We start from the raw sequence: 24,574 nt of genomic DNA, 5'->3' as shown, positions 1-24,574 counted from the left end.
ACATACCCTCTTATCTGTTAAAAACAAACACCACAACATAGCTCCAGCGCAATAGCGTCCCTGTCACGATCATTACGATCTGCAGCAGGGTATCAAACCATTTATGTCGAACACGCTGCCTGCCTGTTGTTGGATTTTCTTCTATCATGCTGATCTGCACTGTATTGCGCCGGATCAGCCGGAAATACATCCAAACAACCAAAAACCATAATAAAAACAACGCCACCCCGGCAAGCTGAGCCGCGCCGTCTCTGGGCAGATCATATGATCCGTCGCTTCGTGTCTTTCCTGTCATCAAACGAAAGGCATAATACAGATAATCTAATGACGCAAATCCCCATATTATACTCACCACGGAAAACATAATACGTTTCCATAATTTCATTCCACCCATGACGCTCCTCCATCTCTCATGCTGTGAATCATTTCGTTCTCAATTATTTCTATTATACCTTGCCTTTTACACATTTGGCAACTGTGATCTTTTTTCTCATTTCACATGCAAGATCCTCATAGCTACTATGCAGATGAGTTTGGCTTCCCTCTGTAATTATTACCCGTTTCACCTGTCAGATATAAAAAAGCAAAGCCAGCGCTTTGCTTTGCAAGAATTGCTAAAGCAATTCTTGGTGGCATAACACCACACTATGAGCAGTTTCCTATAAAGTAACATAGGGCTGCCACAAGTTTCTTATCGCTTGTGGCAGCCCCTCATCTGCCGTACAAATAGCTTAACACGGCTCCTGTATTATTTTACGATCGGAGCAAAACGAATGCGAACCTCCGGCAATGCCTTTAATTCCGCATAATAATTTGTCATCCAATCCTCGCCCTGTGATGGATTATTCTCACCGGATGCCGGTGGCGCAAATATTTTCAAACTCATATCTGCTTCACTCTCCAAAGGCTTCTTAAAGAATGCACTCATCATATCGATGCACTTCACACCCGGAGCCTTGTAGAACCAGTGTCCATTCAATTCCATCATCAAGTTCATGTCAATTGTCTGTTCATCAAAATATACTTCACAGAATACCGGATTTTTCTCGAAGTGCAAAGGAACTGCAATACCCTCTGCATCCTCAGAACCACCCCAGCGAAGTGTAGCCGGAAGTGTGATCTCACTTCCTTCGTCCATGGACGGACTAAAGAAATCCTCATGGATAATCTCACGATACGTATTCAAAATTGGCTGTTCGATACCAACATTCGCATTGTTAGGATCCTCGATCTCCAAGCCCAGACGTCCTCTATCGCGCATCTGATATAACGTGAATCCTGACAGCCATTTCTCCTTGTCCGCTTTCAGCATCTCACAAAACTCTTTCAGCATGTCTGCCTGATCATAGGCACCAGTTACGTCTCCATCAGCGTTAAACTCAGACAATACCATCGGCTTCTTAATACCATTATTAACATACGTGTAACGCTCATAGCTCTTCTTTGCTAAGTTGTAGATCTTGTCTACCGTATGACGCGCAAACGTATCTCCTCCCTCTTCTGCAACATCATATGGCCATCCCCAATGAAGTGCCATATAACGGTCAACGGACACAATATCTGCTGCACGGGAAGCCTCTGCGAAGATGTCTTCCATTTCCATCTTCTCATCCTCTAACTCCTTACAGCCATCCAGACAAATGATCGTCTTAACGTTTGGAGCTTCACGATGAATGATCTCGCAGCAATGTGTAAAGAATGCTGCAACCTCCTCATAAGAAGCACGTTTATTAAAGGAGAACCAGTTACCGGTCGCCTCATGGTTGATACGAAGCAATACACGTCCAAACGTGCGAAGATCCTTTGCGATTGCAATAATATGATCATCGGTAAGCTTTGGATCAATTGTCATCGTAAGCAGCACATCCTGTCCATGTTTACGGACATCTCTCATATAAGTAAACGGCTCATCATCTAATGTTCCATTCAAACCACCCTTATAGGTGAAATAATCATCGTATGGAAAATCCCATGCGAACTGTACAGACGGATCTGCATGCACAACACTGGCACGTCCCGGCCACTTATCGTCATTTGGATAATAGCAGTACATCAGATTGACAGCTCTATGTGGGCGTCCCAGTTTCTGCAGGATGTAATCCTGATCCACATATTCTCCACGCTCACTGCCATCGCCCAGATCAACGGCACACTCTGCCGGTCCCATATGCAATGCCTTAACTTTCAACTCTTCACTCATTATATTCCTCCGTTCCGCAGAAATATCCTCTGCTATGTTTTACATATTTAGGAGCACAAAACGCTCAGCTTAAAATAGTATAACAGAAATCCCCCTCAAAAATCTACCGGCAATTTCGGCATCTTATACCCTAAAAATCTCTGATATGCTCTTCGCTGCGTATTTTACCTTCCTCAAGCTCGGCCAAAAGCTCGGCACGTTTGCTCCCTACCATAAACTGCTGGTTGTATTTTTGATAGATCTCGCAAGGATTGTCCTGCAAAAATGCCATTGAATCGCCACCCATCGTTAATTCTGTGACGAAAACAACCATTTCCTGCCCTTCCGGAAATGCATTTTCCATAAAAGAAAAGGCATTCTCCAATTCCTCTAATGCTGCATCTTCCTCTCGGATCAGTTGTTCCTGCTTTTGATCAAACTCCGGTTTTTGCGCGGCAAACGTTTTTGCTGCTTCCTCACTGCCAGCCTCTGCCTCCTGCTGCATTTGCTTCAGTGATGCATACCACGCATCCATTGTCTTTTTGTAATCTGCCACCTTCGCAAAATGCCTGTTAAGCCCCGACAGCAACAGATTGACAACGCTCAACCGCTCGTCAAACGATGCATTTTGCAGCCGTTGATATACTGCGACATCTTCTTTTCCCTGTAAAATATCTTCAATGCCATAATCATCTTCATACTTGCGATACAGATCCAAGTAGACCGCCACATCCTTTGCCACTTCCGGATGTTGTATAAATTCGCTGATCAAATCTTCATCCACCGGCTGTCCCAGCGTTTCGTACACTTGGATCAGCGTGCTCAGATCCTCCCAGCCACGCGCTGTCACAAAAAGCATTCCATCCACATCCGTTTGTACACGATAAAAATTCTGCGGGCGCAGTTCCAAATAACTTAGGATTCCGCTGTGAATCCTTTGCCTGCGGGCATATTCTTTCCACGCCGGATAATCCGGCTCGACCATGATGCGTCGTACACGATCAAGTGTCACCATATCAAAATCCCGGACGGATTTATTGTACTCCGGCGGATTTCCGGCTGCCACAATGATCCAGCCCTCCGGGATCGCCTGATTACCGAACGTCTTACACTGCAAAAATTGCAGCATCGTCGGTGCAAGCGTTTCGGACACGCAATTGATCTCATCGATAAAAAGTATGCCCTCCTTCTTTTCCTTTTCTATCTTCTCATATACACTGGCAATGATCTCACTCATCGTATATTCTGTCACAGAATATGTCTGCTCTCCGTAAGTCTTCTCACGAATAAATGGGAGCCCGACTGCACTTTGTCTGGTGTGATGAGTGATCGTGTACGATACCAGCCCAATTCCACACTCATTTGCCACCTGTTCCATGATCTGCGTCTTGCCGATACCCGGTGCTCCCAGAAGCAATAGCGGGCGCTGTCGGATCACCGGGATCATATACTCACCGTTGTCCCTTTTCTCTAAATACGCACGAACTGTGCGGATCACTTCGTTTTTTGCCTGTTTAATATTCATAATAAATTACTTTCCTTCCATGATTTCTTCGTGATCAATGCGGATCCGCATCGCCCACGGTGGCACTGCCTCTTCCTCATAATCCTGCGCAAAGATAAACGCCGTCTTATATTCCGGTCGTTTTGCCGGATATATTCCCTTGCCGTCCGTAAAGTACAAAAGCCCTTGCAAATGGCGGATCTGCCCGGATTGCATCAACTGATCCACGTAGCGAAAAGCAGGCCGAAAATCCGTACTCCCACCTTCTGTCAAGGTAAACCGCTGCAGCGTCTGTGCCAGCTCCTCTTTACTGGTAACGACATCATCCTGCCTAACCTTATCATCACATTGCAAAATATGAATCCTGCATTTGCCGGAAAGCTCAACACTTTCCAGCAGCAGATCTGCGGTAAGCTGTAAAAACTTTTTTACCAATTCGCCATTTGTAGAATAACTGGTATCAATAACAACGACAAACGTCTCTACCTGTAATGTCTCCTTAGTTTCCATCGGCTCGATCAACGGCAGATTGCCATATATGCGTAACCCATAGGTATAATAACTAAGATCAAATTCTTCGGGGTCTATCTGCAGCGTCTCCCGAAGCGATGCAAATTTACGCAAAAAATCCCGATAACTGCGCCGTTGCTGCAACACACGGATCTGTTTCAGCATCAATCTTTCTTCATCGCCATCATTTCTGCCCTGCCGTTCCATCTGCATCTGTGTCTGTCGTGCCAATTTGTCCCATTTCGGCGGAATCTGCACAGGAATGGCCTGCTCCGGCTGTGGTCGTGGCCAAAACGCATGCGTATCCGTATAAAATTCTTTGCTAAGTTCCGCCAGATCGAATTCATACCACAAACGGATCTGTTCATAAATAATTGCCGCTGATAATGCCTGTCCCACGGACTCCAGCCGTTTATATACTTTTCTGCGGAGCAGACCGGTAATGCGCTGTACACTCGTCTGCTCCATATGATCGATTAAATACTCGATCATAATATCACACGCCAGATCCCAATCCGCTGCATTTCTGCTGCCCTGCAGCCACGGATGACAAAAGATCAAATGCAGGATCATATGAAGATAACAGCGGTTTAAATACACCGGATTTTTAGGATACACGCGCAGCAAATGATCCGCAGAATAAAACAGATGATCGCCTTCCGTTCCCAACGTATCAATGCCCTCTTTGGGCTGATAGCTCAATGCCGACAATGCAACATCCATATAGCGGAAGTCCATATACAATTCATGACGGATCAGACGTAATATCTTTTCTGCCATATACTGCTCCCACTCTGTCTGCGTTACCGCCTGCGAACGCTGCCTTTTCTCATTCGACTGTTCTATATTGGTCATAACTTCCCAATTCCTTTCAAAATGCGTAGCGTTCCCTACGCCTGTTACGCCCGTACTGATAATTCCATTCCATAAGCCGGGAAGCTCCCTCTGACCACTGATCTTCTAACGCTTTCTGCGTGGCATGTTCCAAGGCGTTTCCCGTCAGATAACGATGCTCGCAAAAATAATGCAATGGTTCCAATTGTTTCCGATCAATGTAATGCAGCGCCAGCACCTCTGCCTCTTGATGAAGCTGCTCCTCATAACGTTTCCTCGCATCTTCCTGTACACCGATCGGCGTCTGTAACCGTAAATATGCCATCTTCGCGATCGTAAGCGGCGATTCTTCTGCAATCACCTTCGGATAGATCGCATCATATCCGGCAAACTGTACAATACCATCCTGAAATTGCTGTCTTGCCCGAAATCCTTCTCCGGTAATATTACGCCCAAAAATATGCGCCGGCGCAATTTCATCATAACTCTCCGTATATTCCGGATACAATAACGACGCTGTCTCCTCCCCCGCAAAATCAACCTGTATCTCCCATGGAATGCGTGACAAAACTGCTTTCACACCGGTTTTGCCACGTATATCTGCCCGAACTCTAAGCTGCTTCAGGCTGCGACAATTCATAAATACATCACTGCCAATAGTTTCCAGCGCACTGCCAAATTCTATCACAGATAATTTTCTACAGTTGTAGAATGCAAGTTCTTCTATTTCTACAACTGTGTCCGGCAAGACAACCTGTAGTACTTCATTACCCGCTATCTCCCCCAAATAAACAGCGGCAGGCTGTGCCACTCCCTTTGTATCAAGCAGCACTCCATCCCCTGTACCAGGCCGCGCTTCAACCATACGCTCATACTGTTTCTCGGGATAGGGTTCTAATGGTTCCTGCCATTTCGTTTCGCGAATCTCCTCCAAGCCGTCTAGTTTATTGGATGCCGAGAAACAGTATGCTCCAATCGCATATACAGGCATGCCCTCTATTTTCTGTGGCACGGTCAGACAGCCATTGGTGCCATAAACACGGTATATCTTTGCCCCATCAGAGGTCTTTTTCCACAATAGTCGAATCATCGCTCTGTCATCCTCCTCTATTACGTCAAAACCCCCCTGCACATCCCTCTAACGAGGTCTATACAGAGAGGTCTTTCTTGATTGATAGGAAATTGCTGTTGTATAGCGAGACAAAGGCAAAGCGCTAGCTTTGCTTTTGTGTGTATCCTGCATACAGTGGCAATCAGTCAATCGCTTCTAATGCCTGTTTCAGATCTGCGATCAGATCTGCTTTATCTTCCAAACCACATGAAATACGAACCAAGCCGGCAGGTACACCTGCTGCCTCTAATTGTTCATCTGTCATCTGACGATGTGTCGAAGTCGCCGGGTTCAAGCAGCAGGTTCTTGCATCTGCTACATGTGTCTCGATCGCCGCCAACTTCAGATTCTTCATAAACTTCTCAGCCGCAGCACGTCCACCCTTTAATTCGAATGAAACGACACCACATCCGCCATTCGGCAGATATTTCTGTGCTAATGTATAGTAACGATCTGTTGGCAGACCGGAATAATTAACATAAGATACCTGTGGCTGTTCCTGTAAAAATTCTGCTACAGCCTGTCCATTCTCAACGTGTCGAGGCATACGAACATGAAGAGATTCTAATCCTAAATTCAAGAGGAATGCATGCTGTGGAGATTGAATGCATCCAAAATCGCGCATCAACTGTGCTGTACATTTTGTAATAAATGCCCCCTCTTTGCCAAACTTTTCAGCATAAGTAATACCATGATAAGATTCATCCGGTGTGCAAAGCCCCGGGAACTTATCCGCATGTGCCATCCAGTCAAACTTACCGGAATCAACGATCGCACCACCGACTGCTGCTCCGTGTCCATCCATATATTTTGTCGTAGAGTGCGTCACAATATCTGCCCCCCACTCGATCGGCCGGCAATTCACCGGCGTTGGGAATGTATTATCCACGATCAACGGCACACCATGCGCGTGCGCAGCCTTCGCAAACTTTTCAATATCCAATACCGTCAATGCAGGATTAGCAATCGTCTCACCAAAAACCGCACGCGTATTATCCTGAAATGCTGCATTTAACTCTTCTTCTGTACAATCCGGGGATACAAATGTAACAGTAATACCCATCTTTGCCATGGTGACCTGTATCAAATTAAATGTGCCACCATAGATTGATGAAGATGCCACAATATGACTGCCGCACTCACAAATATTAAACAAAGCAAAAAAATTGGCTGCCTGACCGGAAGAAGTCAGCATTGCTGCCGTACCACCCTCCATTGCTGCAATCTTAGCTGCTACATGATCGTTGGTTGGATTCTGCAAGCGTGTGTAAAAATATCCGCTTGCTTCCAGATCAAATAATTTCCCCATATCCTCACTGGTGTCATACTTAAATGTAGTAGACTGCACGATCGGGATCTGACGCGGTTCGCCATTACCCGGAGTATATCCTGCCTGTACACACTTTGTTCCCATTGTATATTCGTTCATCATATCTCTCCTTAATTAATCAATTGTAAAATAATCCTTAAACTGATCTTGCGTCATCGGTTTTGCTGACACAACCGGAAGTGCCATCAATCGCTGAAACAACTTTGTTTTCTCCCCACGGTTACCGCTGCATTCAAAATGAACATGTCCAAGCTCTTCTTTCGTTGCCAGTAACTTGATCTCGCGTAACCGCCGCTGCATTTCCTTTGCCGTGCCAATTGCGCCATCATACAGATCCACATGTTCTCCAACCATCTCCAAGATCGTATCCTGTACGAATGGATAGTGAGTGCATCCGAGAACAATTCCATCCAACGGTCTTTCTTTGATCCCCTCAAAAAGTTCATGCAGGTAAATATAAACTTCTTCGCCGTCAAAATCTCCGCTCTCGATGAATTCCATCAAGCCGGGACATGGCACCGGGATGATATTTGCCTGATCTTCATATTTATGCATCAGTTTATTGAATTTTTGCTGCTTCAACGTCATCGGTGTTGCCATCACAAGTATATTGCCGCCCGGGTGTTCTGTTACTGCCGGCTTGATCGCAGGTTCTATGCCAACAATCGGAATATCTGAATACATTTCCCGAAGCTCTTTGATCGCACAGCTGGTCGCCGTATTGCAGGCAACAACAATCGCCTTGCAGCCCTGATCGAGCAGCCGGCTAACATGCTTGATCGTCAGATCTCTCACCTCTTCGACAGTCCTTGTACCATATGGTGCATTTGCACAATCCCCATAATATAAGAATTGCTCTGCAGGCATCAAATAACGCATCTGTCGCAAAACACTGACACCGCCCAAACCGGAATCAAACACTCCGATCGGCGTGTTAAATATTGCTTCGACCATACTTTCCCTACATTCCTTTCCTACATACTCCTGATCACCCGTTTATTTTGAATCGGATCAATCTTTATCAATAATTTCTTTGTAAAATCCGGAGTAATCCTTGCGTCCCTCTTTCATTGCGGCAATTGCTGCACGTGGATGCTGATTCAAATGACCTGTCAACAGATATGGAATATCAAATCCCCATTCAACTCCCTGCTCTTTTAATGGAACAATATTCTGCTCGATGAATTTAATGATCGGGAAAAGCTTGTACTTTGGATTTTTCAAAAATCCAAGCAATAATTCCATGCAGCAGTTTCCTGCTCCACGTCCCATTCCGCTCATCGTTGCATCCAAATAAGACACACCTCTTGCACAGGACTCGATCGTATTTGCAAAAGCAAGCTGCTGATTGTTATGTGCGTGCATTCCTATGTATTTGCCGTACTTCTCGCCCACTTCCATATACTGATCCGAAATAGTGCGGATCTGCTCCGGGAACAGTGAACCAAAACTGTCCACGATGTAAATGCCATCAACACAAGATTTACCAAGCATTTCTAACGCTTTATTAATGTCGGACTCTTTCGCATTGGAAATCGCCATGATATTACAAGTCGTTTCGTACCCTTTGCGGTGTGCATCTTCGATCATATCGATCGCCGCCGGCATTGTATTCACATAAGTTGCCACACGGATAAGATCTACCGGACTGTCGCTGCGGTCATGAATATCTTCTTTATAATTGCAGCGTCCTACATCTGCCATAATGGAAATCTTCAGATCGGTGTCATTATCACCAACGACTTCGCGAATCTTGTCATCCTCAGCAAACTTCCATGGGCCATAAGCATCCACGTCAAACATCTCTTTATCAGCGCGATAACCAAACTCCATATAGTCTACGCCTGCTTTTACATTTGCTTCGTACAGATTATGGATAAATTCATCTGTAAAATAAAAATCATTTACCAAACCACCATCACGAATTGTTGCGTCCAACACTTTAATGTCCGGACGAAAAGATAATAAATCACCCTTCTGTGCCACTTTTTCTTCCTCCAAATATTTCGTATATTTCTTCCGGTTCCACTTGTCCACACTTTCTGCCGCGCGATCTTCCATGTGTATTCGATCCGAACGGTTCTTAAGATTGGACAAAAAAATATACCCAAAATGCCGGTTCCTGAATTTTGAGTCCTAGCGATCAGCTAGGTGGGCAACCGCATATGAAATGCAATCTTCCTCTGCAATGAAGGCATGACATTCTTTCATATATATAGGAATCCCATTCATAAAGTGTAGGTTCAAAATATCAGAAGTTGTCGTACATTCCAGGTACTATAAGTATATACAATTTTCTTGAAAAATACAACTGTCAAATGAATTTACTCATATTCTTCCAGCGAAGTCAGCTCCATAAACGTAAAGGTAAAGGTCGTACCTTCTCCCGGCACACTCTGCACCTCAACGTCACCTCCATGGCGTAATATGATCTGCTTAGCGATCATTAGTCCAAGCCCGGTTCCTTTTTCATTTTGTGTCAGCTTTGATTTATAAAACTTTTCAAAAATATATGGCAGCTCTTCCGGTGCGATCCCAATGCCCTGATCAGCGATCTGTGCCTTGATCAGACCGTCCCGGCTGACAAGAGTCAAGTGCACCTTGCCCCCTCGTTCAGAAAACTTTACGGCATTATCTAACACGATCAAAAACATTTGCCGTAATCTTCCATAATCGCCCTCGATCATAAATGGCTGCTCTTCCGGTATATCAACCACAAAATGAATCTCTTTGTCCTCGCCGATCACGCGTGCACTACGCATTACGTCCGCAAAGATCTGTGCCAAGCTGACAGGTTCTTTGTCCATCTGAAAATCCGGATTCTGCATTTTAGAGAGTAAAAACAGATCCTGCACCAGACGTTCCATCCCCTGACACTCTAATAAGATCCGGTCATATACGCCGCGGACATCTTCCTCCTCCGAAAGCACATCATCGTAAAGCATTTCCGCATATCCGCGCACTACTGTGATCGGTGTCCGCAATTCATGAGAAACATTTGCAAAAAAGTCTCTTCTTACCTGCTCTAAATTCGCACGTTCCTGCTCCGATTTTGTCAAGCGCTCTGCAAGAACATCTAATTGCTCCTCCAACTGTGATAACTGCCTGCTGTGACTGTACTTCTCAACCGGAGAATAATCGCCTCCCGCAATTCTTCGGATCGTCTTACCGATCTTATTGATCGGCAGAGACAGATATTTTGTAAAGATCAAAGCGATCAAATACGAAATAACTACCGCTACCACTGCACTGAGAGAAATCAGATATTTCCCCTCTCTTAGTCCCATCGTCTGGCGGTCGATCATAGAAACCATCATAACCGCTCCGATCACCTGATCGGTTTTGTAATCGTGCACCGGGATCGCCACACGAAGGATCATCATACCATATGCTTTATCATAGCTTGATGACGCTCCTGTCTGTCCCCCAAACGCCTGGTGAAGCACCGCATACATTTCATCGGTCAGATTGTCATCGTTCATTTCTGCATTCGTAAAATCATCTTTCAAGGCATTTTTCGCCTTATGATTGCTGAGGATCCATACATCTGTGTTCTCTGCACTCTCAATCTCATCAATATAAACGGAATATTTTTCATACTGTCCGACATTCTTCTTGTACTGAAACTTGGACACCCGGCGTGCTATCTTTTTGCCCTGTTTGGTCAAAAGTTCCGTGTAGGAACGCGTGTAATTGCGCTGATATAAATAATTAAAGATTGCCCCGGTCAACAGCAGCGAAACAGCAAGCACCACAACAAAAGACAGATAAATGCGTACAGATATATCATTTCTGCCAAGCTTGGAATCATTCCATTTTTGTCTGATCTTATGCAGCCCTTTCATGTCTTACTGTCCTCCGGCAATCTCTAGCTTGTAGCCGACGCCCCAGATCGTCTTGATCGTCCAGTCCGGATGCGGCACAGAATCAAGTTTCGCACGCAGTCTTTTGATATGCGAATCTACCGTGCGGCTGTCTCCGTAATAATCATAGCCCCATAAACTGTCAAGCAGATTATCTCTGGTAAATACTTTGCCCGGTGTACTTGCTAACGTCCACATGGTTTCAATTTCTTTTTTCGTCATTGGGATCTTTTTGCCATCAATGCAAAATGTATATTCATCTAAATTCACTTCCATATTGCTGACACGTAAGATCTGTCCGGACTGCGTCTCCACACTCTGACGGCTTATCCGACGAAGCACCGCGCGCAGTCTCGCCATAACCTCACTCGGGCTAAACGGTTTCACAATATAATCATCTGCACCAATGTCTAATCCCATGATCTTATCATAGTCTTCGCCTCGTGCCGTAATTAAAATGATCGGTACGGCGGATTCCTGTCGGATCGTGCGGCACACCTCATAGCCATCCTTTCCAGGCATCATCACATCCAGCAGTATGGCCGCCGGATGATATTCGCGAAACAGCTCTTCCGTCTGAATGCCATCTGTGGCGATCAACGCTCCATAACCTTCTTTTTTGACATATTTTTCTAAAATATCCGTAATATCTTTATTATCATCTGCAATCAATATGTATTCCATGAGTTCCTCCTTCGTCGAATCTGACCACTTCCTGTAATAAGTATAATAGTATTTGAAAAAGATGGCAAATATTTGACACCTTTCTGCCATTATCTTATTCTATGATAAATGCGAACCTGATATAGGTGGGAAATGATAATACATGCTATTTGTGTTGATACACACCGGACACGAATTGTCTTATGCATGGAACACGTGTGTAGAAATGAGGATAATTATGAACTATAGAAAACAAATAAAACTGGCGCTGATCGCACTGGTCTTGATCTTGTGCACACAAGGTAAACCGGCCGCCGCTAAGGCACCGAAGATCCCCGTCGTTGCAACTGAGATCAACGGCAAACAGGCTTTAGATGCCTCTGGCGCTTTACAGCGTTCCAAAAAACCGGGAACAAAGAAAAATTTTCAAAAAAAAATATTTATCGGCGACTCCTCCAGTCTCACGTTACTAGACGATCTGGATGGATATGAAACGACATTTAAAAGTTCCAATCCTTCCATTCTCAAGGTAACAAAAGTATCCGAAAATACTTGCGATTACTATGGTATGGCGGCCGGTACAGCAACCATTCAGATCCGCATCCGATCAACGTCAGGACTTTTCTTTATGAATCGTCCAACCACACTGAAAGCCAAGGTATCTGTATCACCACATGCTGTCAGCATCAAATTTAAGCATTCCAAATATAAGATAACAAAATCCAAGACGAGGAAAGTGCGGATTACGCTTCGTCCAAGCATTACGAAGGAAAAACCGGTATACACCGTAATCAATACACGTATCGCTACTATTAATAAAAAGGGTGTCCTTCGAGGCAAAAGACCCGGAACGACTTACGTAACCGCAACACTTGCGAATGGGGTTCGCGCTAAATGTAAAATCGTTGTCAAAAGTGCAGACAAATAACCCGTCAAAAATAATTCATGGATCAGAATGGCAGATGCAGCCATCCTACACTGCGTTTTGCCTCCCGCTCTTTCTTGCGGGATCTGATCGTTGTAACCTGCGGCAGCTCTTCGGTGGCTGCCGCTTCTTTTGCCGCCGGACGCATTTCGATTAATATTTTTTCTAATATTTCTATTTGTTTTTGTTGTAACTCTTCCTTTTCCCGCATCAAATAATCCATTTGCTTACTCACCTTTTCTGTTACAGCCTCTGCGATCCGCTCTTCAGATTGTTGCGTCTGCTGTTCCACAACACTTGTGATCATATCACGCATCATCTGCTCAAACTGCTGCAATTTTTGTTCTTTGCTGATGCTGCTCACCGGTTCCGCCACTTCCATTGCTGACGGCAGCGGAGTCACCTGCCCCATTCTTACATGCTTTGGCGATCGATCTTCTTCCATTTGCACCTTTTGATTTAACTCTTCACGCAGATGATACAATTCCTGCGGCGTCATCGCCTCGACTCGTCTTCGATCCGGCAAAAGCAGCTTAATAGCACGAAGTTGAAAGCCCTGCTCTTTCCAATCTCTGATCTTATGCAAAATATGAATGTCCTGCTCTCTATAGTATCGATGTCCCTGCCCATTACGTGGAATCGCTAACCCAAGTTCATCCTCCCAATAACGCAGTACATGTGCCTCCACACCAACCTGTCTCGCCGCATCTGAAATGCCAAATCTCTTTTCCATTGTGTCATCCTCCATTTCTAGAAATACTCTTCCATAATTTCTCCGAGCAGCGTTAGTTTTTCTTCTGCTCTTTGCTCTTTCTGCCCACGTATGCCTTTCTCCAACCAAGCCGGTGCCGAAGTCTGCTTGCACATATCCCCCTCCGGCCAAGTCGGTGCTGAAGTCTGCTTGCATGCATGTCCATGTTCATTCTGCCATTCCTCATGAACCGCATATTCCATACCGTCCTGCCATCTCCCGGCAATCGACCAGACAGCTTCCTTTTCCTGTTCTGTTTCCTCATTACCGGCAGCTAATGCAAGCGTTTGCTGCTCTGTTTCCTCATTACCGGCAGCTAATGCAAGCGTTTGCTGCTCCGGCTCCTCGAAATAAGCTTGTTGATATTTTGCCTGCTCTTCCGGATACAAATATTGATTTTCCAATCGTGGCTGCAAACTGTTTTCCAAATAATCCAACAAATAAATACGGATCATTTTTTTATGTGCATGCACCTGCATCAATAATTCGCCTCCAAAAATAAGTGCTAATATGATAACGGTGTAGATACAATACATACCGTAAATTTGAAGTGATGTCTGAATATATATCCCATAAATCGTACACACCCCAAAATACATTCCCACAAACCATGCCCCATACAGTCCAACATTTTCCCAAGTAGATAATCGTATTTGATATGCCCGGTATTCTAACAGGTACCTGTCCACAAAACCGCCCACATCTTTTGCCGGAATATGTAGTTCGTAACACACTTGAAATTTTTTGATCAAATTGCGGATCCACGGATTTTTCGTCCCGGCAATTTTAGAACACTCCTCTAACAGATCGTTCATAACATGACCCGCTATACTTTGCAGGAGCAGTGTGATAATCCCTGCACCGAGCATTATCATTAGTAAGCTGTAATTTGCATATAATTGCTGCATCTGCCTCTCCACCTTCCGTTAATTTCATGGCTTTTGTTTCCTGCAGTTTCATCATACTATGTCCTATCCTGTGAAAACAGTGCCCATCGAATATCATTTTACGCCCTTGTTCGACGTTTTCTTTTTTGTTACAATATACATCTGTAACTCATACTTCATATGCACAAAGGTATTGACAAACCACCTTTTGTGCGTTTGGCAAAGTGCGAACACACGGTAACTTAGCAAATTTGGAAAGGAATGTAAGATTACTATGCACGATACAACTTTGGATCACCTTTTTGCAAAATATAATTACGGTGTTGTCGAAACGGATTGCCCATTTCTCGACATCTATCTCCATACAAAGGATCCTGTCTGCACCCCTGTAGTCGTGATCATCGACGCAGAGGCTGCCGCCGCTGTCAAAGCTGCAGATACACGATACGAAGAAAAAGACCGTATCCGGGCGGGAGAGCCATACACACTGAACGCCGAAAATATAGCGATGATCTCTGACCAACTTCAGCAAATGCTAATAGATAACACTTTTGACAACTGTGAATATCTCTATATTTTGATGACGGAAGATGATTCTCTCGGCAGAAAATTATTTCCGGATCGCAAGAACTATTGGCAGATCATTCCATCGCAGGGCATATTACAGGCCTATGAAGACGTAGATACTTTATTTTCCCCTTTGCAGAAAGACTTAGAGCAATTCCTGCAGGAGGGACCGGAACGAACTTCTGACCTTCGATCCGTTCTGCCTGCCATGCGCAGCATTTTTGTAACACTCTTACTGGTTGCTGTCAACATCCTGCTTTTTGTATATGGAGATCTGATCCCAGGCAAAAGAGACGCTCTGTTTTCTATGGGAGCACTAAGCGCAGAACTCGTCTTTGACAAGCAGGAATGGTATCGATTATTTACTTCGATGTTCCTACATATATCCGGAGAACATATTTTTAACAATATGATCACTTTGATCTTTATCGGTGCTTACTTGGAACGACGTTTAGGTCATATCCGTTATCTGATCCTTTATCTGGTCAGCGGTCTTCTTGCAGGCTGCACCTCAATCGTTTATAATGTTGTTATACATTCCGCAAGTACCTCGGTGGGTGCTTCCGGTGCGATCTACGGTCTTATGGGTGCTTTAATCCTTGCATTGATTTTTCATCATGACCGTCAAGAATCCCCGGATCTGCGTCAGATCATTTTTATGATCTTTTGGATTGTTTACGGAAGTTTTGCAATACCAAATGTCGATTTCGCAGCACATATCGGTGGTTTGATCAGCGGATTTGCTATGTACACTTTATTGACTCTGTCCAAAGAGAAAGGAATATAGACTCATGACGAAAGTTAATATTTATTATGGTGGCAGAGGATTGATCGAAGATCCTACCATCTATGTTATGGACAAAATAACAGAAGTATTGAACGAGCTCAACGTTGTCGTTCGACGCTACAATCTATACGAAGATAAAAAAGGCATCTCCGTTTTACCGAAAACGCTCAAAGAAGCGGATGCCGTTATTCTAGCTGCCTCTGTAGAATGGTTTAGCTATGGAGGGTTGTTACAGCAGTTTTTGGATGCCTGCTGGTTGTACGGTGACAAAGAAACCATTCAATCTCTATGCATGATGCCCGTCGTTCTATCGACCACCTATGGGGAGAAAGAGGCCTCCCTACAGCTTACAAAAGCTTGGGAACTGCTTGGTGGCAAACCTTGCGATGGCATTGAGGCATATATAACAGATCCGGAAGATTTCAAAGCTAATGATGGGTATACTACATTTGTAGAGAAAAGAGTGGAGCTATTTTACCGCACCTTTACCGGCAAGCTGGAGACATTGCCTTCCAGTAATTCCCTGTCACCGGACACATTATCGCGTCCGTTAAGCATTGATTTGACACCACAGGAAAGTGAACAGTTGTCGGAATATGTTTCTAATGACCAATACGTGCAGAAGCAAAAAGAAGACATTCAGGAATTGTCTGAAATTTTCCGCACATTACTAGGGGATGATGAAGATCCTATGTCAAGCTCCGACCCCTATATCCGTGCATTTTCATCACATTTCCACGGTATTCCGGACATTTCCGTACGGTTTACCCTTGAGATCACAGATGAAGACCGCTGTCTTTATATCACGGCTGACGGTGATATTTTACATTGTACCTACAAGCAGCCGAAAAATTTCGAACCACACGTGACTATGAAGCTCAAAGCGGAGTTGCTGACACAGATCATACACGGCGAAACTACATTACAAAGTGCTTTTCGTACCGGCAATGTGATTGCCAAAGGTGATTTCAAGATCCTGCGCAGCTTCGATGAACTTTTCCGCTTCGAATAGACAAACACAAACTTTGCACGGATCAACCAACTCGAAAACACATATTGCTCATTATGTCAGCAATAAATAAAATATTTTGCAGCCGATAAACTAAATTGTTCTGTCATCCGAGAACTAAGATAATTGCCGTAGAACGCAACGTTTTTACGTGATTTCTTATTTTGTTAAGTCTCTGATGAATACATGCCTAAAGGAGTGTCTGAGATGTCCCGGTTTAGCAAGGTATCATCAATTTTTGGACGGGACGCTTTCGCTACGATGCGCTACGTCACGTTACTTAATGAGCAATATGTGGTCAAGTAGCCACTCCGTGCAAAGTTTGAAATTCAAATAGTATTAGTGCCGCTGTAAGGACGGCAGAATGGAGGAATATTATGGAGAAACATATTGACAAGGATTGTATTTTTTGCAAATTGGCAAATGGAGAGATTCCGACAACATCGATTTACGAAGATGAGGATTTCAATGTAATCATGGATCTTGGGCCTGCTTCCCGCGGTCATTCCATCATCCTTCCTAAAACGCACGCTGCAAATCTCTATGAGCTGCCAGATGATTATTGCAGCAAGATTATGGGAGTTGCCAAGAAATGTGCTGCTGCCATGAAGAAAAGCTTAAACTGCGATGGCCTAAATGTTTTGCAGAATAATGGTGAGGCCGCTGGTCAAACAGTATTTCATCTGCATGTACATTTGATTCCTCGTTATAAAGATGATCAGGTAAATATTACTTGGAAACCCGGTGAACCGGAAGAAGATATGGGTGAGATCGCAGAACAGATCAAAAAAGGATTCGAATAATCCGACAAAACATGAGGTAATCCAATGCCTTACGATAGCATCATATTACATAACCGTATTTAAGGATAACAACAAACACCCCCGGCAGACAAAAACGTCTGCCGGGGGTGTTACATTATAGTCAGTTCAGTCTAGGACATATTAATTTCTATATCGAGTCGATAAATCTTATGTTGTAAAAAACATTCTCACATCCTAGAAATCTTCACCCCGGTTAATTCTGCTCCCAGAAAAGTATTCGGAATTAAATATATCAACGCCCTCGGGTAGAAATAATCTGTAGAATAATCAGAATATTCCACGTAATCCTCATCTTTGTTGGCCCACTCCTCCGTTGACCAGTCTTTTAATACGACATACTTGCCGTTTTTGCGTTCCCACATTTCTCCTTCCGGTCCATACGTCCAATTCATAATCCCTTCATCTGAAGCTGAATACAGCAAAAGATCCATCGCCTTGTTCTTGTTGTTGGATTCCGACAAAACGGATACGCAATCAAGTTTTCTTCCTTTATCATCAAATGATTTTAGGTTGACCGGGAAACCGTAAATTCCTTTTTTCCCTGTTTTTTTATAAGTATATTTCTTGATATATTGAAAAGCATTTTTATAGCGCTTATATATCTTAGGATTTTTCTTTAAGGTCGGTTCCAGATCTAATAATTCTCCTGCCTTAACAGCATCATAATAAGACACCTCTCCCATAAAAAATAAATATATATCCATATCGCTATCTCGCTCCTCAAAATATGATGGCTGAACATAATGCACTTCAACCCCCAGTTTTTCTGCCAGCAAGTCTCCATACCATCCTTTTTGTCTTCCCGGTAATCCATATGGCAACAAGTTTGTCTTTAATGCAACAAGATTATTGTTATCCGGTTCTCGGTCAGGCAAACTCCTTCTGTACTGTTCCGCTTCATCATAAGTAAGCTTCGATTGATCAATCTTTACATTCTTCTTTTTGACAACCGTCCGCTGGTCCACTCCCTTTGCCAACACACAAATAAGAACTCCGATCACTATCATGCCTACTGGGCATATGATTTTTTTCACAAAAAACACCTCCTCAACATATTAGCATACCCTATCATAAACGCCATAATTACTTGGAAAATCTCTGGACAAAGTCATTTCGTATATCGGTTTTCCCATTAACGTTGTTCCAAAACTCAATAATTCAAATGCATCCGATTCCATATGACCGCTCTTTAATCAAGCGAGTATCATATATACAATGTTATCATTTTTCCGCACAAAGTACAACATCAAAAAAATTTTAATCATTTTTTGTATAATTTGCACAACTAAATCAGCACAGTATCGTATATTTTCACTATTCCTTGTATAACGACATCTCACACCATTAACAACCATGACGGAGGCATGATGCAAAGCAGCTCTCACTCTATCATCTTCCCATCTTCGATCTTTATCACTCTGCCGCATTGCTCCGCTACAGCCAAATCATGGGTAACAATAACAATTGTTTTTCCCTGTTTGTTCAGATCAATAAATACTTTCATAATTTCTTTTGTTGTCTCCGTATCCAGCGCTCCTGTTGGCTCATCTGCCAAGATCAACGCAGGTTCATTTGCAATCGCTCTAGCAATTGCAACGCGCTGCTTCTGACCCCCGGAAAGATTACTCACAGGCTTATCGACAAAATCTTGCATCTGCACCATTTCAAGCATTTTGCGCGCGATTTCTTTCCTGTCTTTTTTCCGTTTTTTCTTACCTCTTGCTGCAAAATCCAACGGAATCATGACATTATCCAATGCCGTAAATTCTTCTATTAACGCAAAGTCCTGCATTACCATGCCAATCTTCTCATTACGAATTGCCGCCATCTTTCTTTCAGAAATTTTGCCAATTGTCATGTCATCAATACGATACTCTCCCGAATCATATCCATCAATACAAGCAAGTATATGTAATAAGGTGGATTTTCCAGCTCCTGAGGTTCCAATAATGGCAACCATTTCTCCATCCTCTATCGTCAGCGATATTCCGTGGAGTGCCTCAAAAGCGTTACTCTTTCCTTTGTTATAGGTCTTTACAATATTATCAAGTTGAACCATTTTATTCTACCTCCCTTAAAATGTCCTTTGCCGATTTCTTCCCAATTAACAGAAAAGACAGCAAAATACTAAATACAATAAAAAGCACCATCATAGCGAAACAACCCAACAACTGCCATTTTCCTAAAGAAAAGACCATTCGATCTAACGCACCAATTTTCTCGCAAATAGCAATACATAACATGGTAAATAAAAATATCCCCATTTGCATCATAATCACGCTTTCCACATGAATCAACACGCATCTTTTCCAAGTGAAACCCATCATATAATAAATGGAATAATTGTGCATGTTTTGTCGTATCATAATAACGGTACTGCTAATGATAGACATCAATGTAAGAATGATCATCGCAATCAAAATAGGAATTAACATATTCATCTGATTCATAATATATTCCATACTGTTTTCCCGCATTTCTGCGGATGTATGACGAAATTCATATCTTCCATTCACTGCAAGATATTTTGAATTATAATCTTTTTCCTTCTGTGTAATTCCTTTCTCATATTGTATAAAACATGGGCCTGAAATGATATATGGCCATATACAGGTTTCACCCTCTATTAAATTTTCTTGTTCCGTTTTCGCATGGATCTTATTATTATGTTCAATGTCTCTCTTGGATACAAAGACAATTGCCCTTTCCTCTTCATCCCTGTTAAACGGATAATAATAATCTCTGAAATCAGAATATTCTCCATAATGCATCGTACGCATGATCGGACTGGCTCCATCTGCAAGAATCCCCACTATCTTAGCCTGAACCGGTTGTGATAACTTGTATTCTCTCGAATCTTTTACCACATCAGAAGTTGTCAAAGTTATGACCTCTCCCACTTTATGAGTGTCATCCTTTTGCACCAACACAATCTCGATCATATCCGTATCTGCATCCTCTGTTCTAAGCCAGCGTCCTGATTCTATCTCAGGAGTATATGCTGCGATCAACTCATCATCATAACCAATAACCGGAGACCATGTTCCCAATTCTTCCTTTTTATTGTCAATGTCAAATGTCATCTGTACATCATAGGAGCTTACCATATGTGCTTTTTTTAAGCTTTTTTCTACATCAGAAGATTCTGTAAACGGAAGATACCGCTGCCCGTTTCTGCCTAGCAGATCATTTATATGCATATTCAAACCATCGCCCTGAAAGAAGCATTCCAACGGCTTATATTTTTCATACCTCGAAGTAATTGCAGAGATAATGCTGACGAGCATGATGAACACAATTACTATTTGGAAAAAAATCAGCACCGTCATAAGTTTATTTTTTTTCTGTTCAAACATTGCATATTTCAATTTCATCGGGTCCCTCCTTTCACATCTAACTCTTTGTCTGTTTTTAATGCATATATGATCATAAAAAGTAATATTAACAAAGACAGTATAAAATAAATAGCAAATAAAACCATATAAACATAACTGCTATAGCTATTACTCATATAGTCATAATATTTTGATACTTTTTTCAAAATTACATGCTCAAACAACAAAGCACCGATAACATAAGCTGGTACCGTCAAAACCACACATTCTCCCAAATACAATAATACTACTCTCGCAAAACTCATTCCGCAAATCCGGTAAACCATAAGTGACTGTTTTCTGCTGGAAAGAATATAACGATACAAAATCGCAAAATTTATTGCCGAGACAATGGTAATAAAAATCGTCACCATAATAATCGTATTATAAAGATACACTGCATCATCATCCGGAAGATTTGCCGGCTCAACTACTGCCCTGTCTCCCAAAATTTTATTTGTTTTTTCTACTACAAGATTGTACTGTTCCTGTCGAATTGGTTTCTTAAAATGGAATACTAATCTCTGGTGAAAAAGGGTTGTATCCTCTAAAGAGGTGACCGGTATAGTAGGTCTATCAACATCAATAATGCCATAGGCAATAATTTTATAATCCTTCCCCTGAATATGCAGCGTATTTTTATCGACTGCCATCCGACTACTGACAGGAGATGACATCGTATTCCAATGAAGATAATCCCAACAAATAGCAACTTTCTCCCCGTTCCGATATTCTTTGTCTGTAAAATACCTCCCACTTTCCAGCTTGGCGTTATTCTCTATTTCTTTTTCATATTCATCACTATTAATGATCGTCCCATCCTTCACCGAAAAGTTCATACGAAACGGTAATTGATCTACGATCGCTGTTGCTTCAATATATTTCAATTTATCTGTAAAAGAATTATTAAATTCAGCCACATATTTCTTTAACAAATTCATTGTTATATAATTGTCTACAGAATCAACCGGTTTGAAATAACTTTCATCATCATTTAATTCCTTATCGGATTCTTCATCAAAATCCCCTTGCAAACTCAATGCAATTTCTCTCTCATCTGACAGATCATATTCTTTCTTTAACTGATAGTTCTGATATAATCCATACGAAAAATGGATCATAATACAAGAACAAATGACAGAAAAAACCGTCAAAATAAATATGAGTTTTTTATGTTTAAAACAGTTCTTTATGTTGCACCAAATATATTTCATGGAGTACTCCCTACAAAAAAGCAACGCCAGCGCTTTGCTTTGCAAGAATTGCTAAAGCAATTCTTGGTGGCATAACACCACGTTGTGAAGTAAAATAGATAGGGAGTATCATTTTTATACAAATGACACTCCCTATCCATCTAAAGTATAATGTGTTTGCTACTGTTCCACCATTATAATCAAAGTCCCCAGACGCAGCTTGACCCCTGTTTACAATGCAATAGATGTCGGTTATCGAGCATACAATTTGCACATTTTGCGAAGCATCTTAATCTTTTTCCCATCAAAGGCTCCCGGCTGCATACGCCAGCGCCAATTGGTTCCTACTGTGGACGGTTCATTCATTCTTGCCGTATCGTCCAATTCCAAAATATCCTGCATCTGGAATATAACAGTATCCGCAATGCTTGCGTACGCTGCACGCAACATCGCCTTTGGAATCTGTGAAACCCGCTTAATATGAAGATAATTCATCATAAATTTTAATTCTTTGTCCGATTTGTTTCCATAATAACCAAGCAATGTCTGATTATCATGCGTACCACCATATACGAGACAATTCGTGTTCTTATATTGATGTGGCAGATACTCATTAGAAGCATCTCCATCAAACGCAAACTCTAAAATCTTCATCCCCGGCCAACCGGTTTCATTGATCAAGGCACGAACCTTATCACTGACAATTCCAAGATCTTCTGCAATAATATCCGAACCTTTCGTTGCCTTACGAATCACTTTCGTCAAATGTCTGCCCGGTCCCTTGCGCCACTCACCTTCTACAGCAGTAGGACAAGAAGCAGGTATTGACCAGTAATTAACAATACCAATAAAATGATCAATACGAATCACATCATACAAGGCTGCATTGGCTTTCATTCGCTGATACCACCATGCATAATGATCTCTTTTCATTCGTTTCCAACGATATAATGGGTTACCCCAGCGCTGTCCATCCTCCGAAAAACAATCCGGCGGTACCCCTGCAACGTGAATCGGTTTCTTACGCTCATCCAGCTCAAACAGATCCGAATGTGTCCATACATCTGCACTGTCCATGGCAACGTATAACGGAATATCTCCAATAATACGGATGCTTTTGCTATTAGCATACCGTTTCAACCGACTCCATTGCATGAAAAACTGATACTGACAAAACTTCCAAAAATCAATTTCTTCTGCCAGCAGATCTTCAAATTTGCGGAGGGTTTCTTTGTGACGGAATTTCAGACCATCCTCCCACAACGACCACTCCTGTCCATGAAAGTGAAATTTAAGTGCCATATAAAAACTATAGTCTTCCAGCCAATAGCTGCTCTTCGCCAAAAATGCCTGATAATCTTCCTGCATTTTATGATCACTTCGCGCATATGCCTTATGTAATACCTCAAAACGAGCCTCGTATAACGCTGCATAATCTACCTCTGATGCATCGTCTCCCCAATACTGCTCCTCAATCTCCTCCGAAAGAAGAAGCCCATCCTCTTTCAACGTGTCAAGATCAATAAAATAAGGGTTTCCCGCAAATGCTGAAAATGACTGGTAGGGACTATCACCAAAGCTTGTCGGTCCTACCGGAAGCACTTGCCAATAGCTCTGCTTTGCCTCTGCCAACTGATCAACGAAGGCATACGCCTCTGCTCCTAATGTTCCAATTCCATACGGTGACGGCAGGCTGCTGATTGGCAGTAAAATCCCCGCTCCACGTTTCTTTTTCATATTTTCCCTCCATAGGTACTGCCCTCTCCGAAGGATACTTCATTAAGTGTACCTTTTCCATAGGTTAATCCGGCATAAAGCTGCTGTGAATGCTCCATAACCGGTCCTGAATGATCCTCTTTGGCAACTTGTTCAAAGCTCTCCATCAATCCACGGATCACTTCACACGCCGCATCTAAATGAATCGGTCTGCGTTGTACCAAAGTTGCGATCAACTGTTCGTTGACATAACGATACAACTGTCGTAATTGCAGCGCAATTTCATAACGAAAGTCCAGACTTCCGAGAAGTTCTTGTAAATATCCCTGCGCTTTGCGGATCTGTTTTTCCCCCGCATCCGTATTTCCCGCCTGATATTGTTTGTTACCCTCTTGTATTTCATCCAGCAAAAGTTCATATATAATAACGACTAATTCTGTCCGGTTTGCCTGTGCAACCCGTGCGGTATACTCCTTAATCTGTTCCTTCGTCATGCTTAACCTCCATGCCCATACTTGATCGACACATTACAATTAATCTCAGCATA

The 24,574-nt window shown here is 42.7% G+C and carries 22 protein-coding genes and 1 other RNA gene; 4 read left to right on the top strand and 19 right to left on the bottom strand.

The features are described 5' to 3' along the window. Positions 1-10 precede the first annotated feature (10 nt). The 11 genes from ACSAJE_RS12195 to ACSAJE_RS12145 form a co-directional block, all read right to left on the bottom strand. Entirely contained in the window at positions 11-394 is a 384-nt protein-coding gene (locus ACSAJE_RS12195; RefSeq protein ID WP_022026075.1) for a hypothetical protein, read from the bottom strand. Between the two features lie 354 nt (positions 395-748). Further along, positions 749-2,200 (bottom strand): hypothetical protein, encoded by a 1,452-nt coding sequence (locus ACSAJE_RS12190; RefSeq protein WP_458009220.1) that lies wholly within the window; start codon positions 2,198-2,200, stop codon positions 749-751. Between the two features lie 130 nt (positions 2,201-2,330). Next, positions 2,331-3,704, bottom strand: a complete 1,374-nt coding sequence (locus ACSAJE_RS12185) for an ATP-binding protein (protein ID WP_458009219.1) — start codon at positions 3,702-3,704, stop codon at positions 2,331-2,333. 6 nt (positions 3,705-3,710) lie between these two features. After that, positions 3,711-5,048, bottom strand: a complete 1,338-nt coding sequence (locus ACSAJE_RS12180; protein WP_118690668.1) for a vWA domain-containing protein — start codon at positions 5,046-5,048, stop codon at positions 3,711-3,713. Between the two features lie 16 nt (positions 5,049-5,064). Further along, a complete protein-coding gene (locus ACSAJE_RS12175; RefSeq protein ID WP_458009218.1) occupies positions 5,065-6,117 on the bottom strand; it encodes a leucine-rich repeat protein in 1,053 nt (350 codons plus the stop codon). Positions 6,118-6,280: 163 nt separating this feature from the next. Further along, a complete protein-coding gene (locus ACSAJE_RS12170) occupies positions 6,281-7,567 on the bottom strand; it encodes an O-acetylhomoserine aminocarboxypropyltransferase/cysteine synthase family protein (protein ID WP_118507169.1) in 1,287 nt (428 codons plus the stop codon). Positions 7,568-7,582: 15 nt separating this feature from the next. Further along, positions 7,583-8,422 (bottom strand): glutamate racemase, encoded by an 840-nt coding sequence (murI, locus tag ACSAJE_RS12165; RefSeq protein WP_118507157.1) that lies wholly within the window; start codon positions 8,420-8,422, stop codon positions 7,583-7,585. A 57-nt stretch (positions 8,423-8,479) separates the two neighbouring features. Then, on the bottom strand, positions 8,480-9,454 hold the full coding sequence (locus tag ACSAJE_RS12160) for an aldolase catalytic domain-containing protein (RefSeq protein ID WP_243103995.1): 975 nt from the start codon (positions 9,452-9,454) through the stop codon (positions 8,480-8,482). Positions 9,455-9,568: 114 nt separating this feature from the next. Then, positions 9,569-9,748, bottom strand: a non-coding RNA gene (gene ssrS / locus ACSAJE_RS12155) — 6S RNA. Between the two features lie 44 nt (positions 9,749-9,792). Further along, complete coding sequence (locus ACSAJE_RS12150) at positions 9,793-11,313, bottom strand: ATP-binding protein (RefSeq protein ID WP_458009217.1); 1,521 nt, start codon at positions 11,311-11,313, stop codon at positions 9,793-9,795. 3 nt (positions 11,314-11,316) lie between these two features. Further along, positions 11,317-12,015 (bottom strand): response regulator transcription factor, encoded by a 699-nt coding sequence (locus ACSAJE_RS12145; protein WP_458009216.1) that lies wholly within the window; start codon positions 12,013-12,015, stop codon positions 11,317-11,319. Between the two features lie 217 nt (positions 12,016-12,232). Between ACSAJE_RS12145 and ACSAJE_RS12140 the strand changes: the two genes are divergently transcribed. Continuing rightward, a complete protein-coding gene (locus ACSAJE_RS12140; protein ID WP_458009215.1) occupies positions 12,233-12,922 on the top strand; it encodes an Ig-like domain-containing protein in 690 nt (229 codons plus the stop codon). A 22-nt stretch (positions 12,923-12,944) separates the two neighbouring features. Here the strand turns inward: ACSAJE_RS12140 and ACSAJE_RS12135 are convergent, their stop codons facing one another. Both ACSAJE_RS12135 and ACSAJE_RS12130 read right to left on the bottom strand, forming a co-directional pair. Beyond that, the gene (locus tag ACSAJE_RS12135; RefSeq protein WP_458009214.1) at positions 12,945-13,652 is read right to left on the bottom strand and encodes a MerR family transcriptional regulator; all 708 of its coding nucleotides are present in this window, start codon (positions 13,650-13,652) and stop codon (positions 12,945-12,947) included. A 17-nt stretch (positions 13,653-13,669) separates the two neighbouring features. Next, the gene (locus ACSAJE_RS12130; protein ID WP_458009213.1) at positions 13,670-14,578 is read right to left on the bottom strand and encodes a hypothetical protein; all 909 of its coding nucleotides are present in this window, start codon (positions 14,576-14,578) and stop codon (positions 13,670-13,672) included. A 253-nt stretch (positions 14,579-14,831) separates the two neighbouring features. Between ACSAJE_RS12130 and ACSAJE_RS12125 the strand changes: the two genes are divergently transcribed. From ACSAJE_RS12125 to ACSAJE_RS12115, 3 genes are all read left to right on the top strand, one after another. Beyond that, positions 14,832-15,911, top strand: coding sequence for a rhomboid family intramembrane serine protease (locus tag ACSAJE_RS12125; protein ID WP_118690662.1), 1,080 nt, complete (start codon positions 14,832-14,834; stop codon positions 15,909-15,911). A gap of 4 nt (positions 15,912-15,915) precedes the next feature. Beyond that, positions 15,916-16,923, top strand: a complete 1,008-nt coding sequence (locus tag ACSAJE_RS12120; protein WP_118690661.1) for an SCP2 sterol-binding domain-containing protein — start codon at positions 15,916-15,918, stop codon at positions 16,921-16,923. A gap of 374 nt (positions 16,924-17,297) precedes the next feature. Then, on the top strand, positions 17,298-17,723 hold the full coding sequence (locus ACSAJE_RS12115; protein WP_118690660.1) for an HIT family protein: 426 nt from the start codon (positions 17,298-17,300) through the stop codon (positions 17,721-17,723). Positions 17,724-17,911: 188 nt separating this feature from the next. Here ACSAJE_RS12115 and ACSAJE_RS12110 read toward each other — a convergent pair whose 3' ends face one another. The 6 genes from ACSAJE_RS12110 to ACSAJE_RS12085 all read right to left on the bottom strand — a co-directional run bounded on the left by ACSAJE_RS12110 (position 17,912) and on the right by ACSAJE_RS12085 (position 24,521). After that, positions 17,912-18,778, bottom strand: a complete 867-nt coding sequence (locus ACSAJE_RS12110) for a hypothetical protein (protein WP_458009212.1) — start codon at positions 18,776-18,778, stop codon at positions 17,912-17,914. A gap of 347 nt (positions 18,779-19,125) precedes the next feature. Further along, positions 19,126-19,803 carry an ABC transporter ATP-binding protein gene (locus ACSAJE_RS12105; protein WP_022026156.1) on the bottom strand — a complete coding sequence of 226 codons (678 nt, stop codon included), beginning with the start codon at positions 19,801-19,803 and terminating at the stop codon, positions 19,126-19,128. 1 nt (position 19,804) lies between these two features. Continuing rightward, complete coding sequence (locus ACSAJE_RS12100) at positions 19,805-21,118, bottom strand: hypothetical protein (RefSeq protein ID WP_118507149.1); 1,314 nt, start codon at positions 21,116-21,118, stop codon at positions 19,805-19,807. Beyond that, positions 21,115-22,332: an ABC transporter permease gene (locus ACSAJE_RS12095; RefSeq protein ID WP_118507148.1), complete on the bottom strand. Its 1,218-nt coding sequence runs from the start codon at positions 22,330-22,332 to the stop codon at positions 21,115-21,117. The genes ACSAJE_RS12100 and ACSAJE_RS12095 overlap by 4 nt, the downstream gene beginning before the upstream one ends. Before the next feature lie 231 nt (positions 22,333-22,563). Next, positions 22,564-24,048, bottom strand: coding sequence for a 4-alpha-glucanotransferase (gene malQ, locus ACSAJE_RS12090; RefSeq protein ID WP_458009211.1), 1,485 nt, complete (start codon positions 24,046-24,048; stop codon positions 22,564-22,566). Beyond that, a complete protein-coding gene (locus tag ACSAJE_RS12085; protein ID WP_458009210.1) occupies positions 24,045-24,521 on the bottom strand; it encodes a flagellar export chaperone FliS in 477 nt (158 codons plus the stop codon). The genes malQ and ACSAJE_RS12085 overlap by 4 nt, the downstream gene beginning before the upstream one ends. Between the last annotated feature and the right edge of the window lie 53 nt (positions 24,522-24,574).

This window comes from Jutongia sp. SJQ-6, from assembly GCF_054161275.1.
Note: the sequence above shows the minus strand (reverse complement) of the source record. Positions and strands in the feature narration are given on the sequence as shown.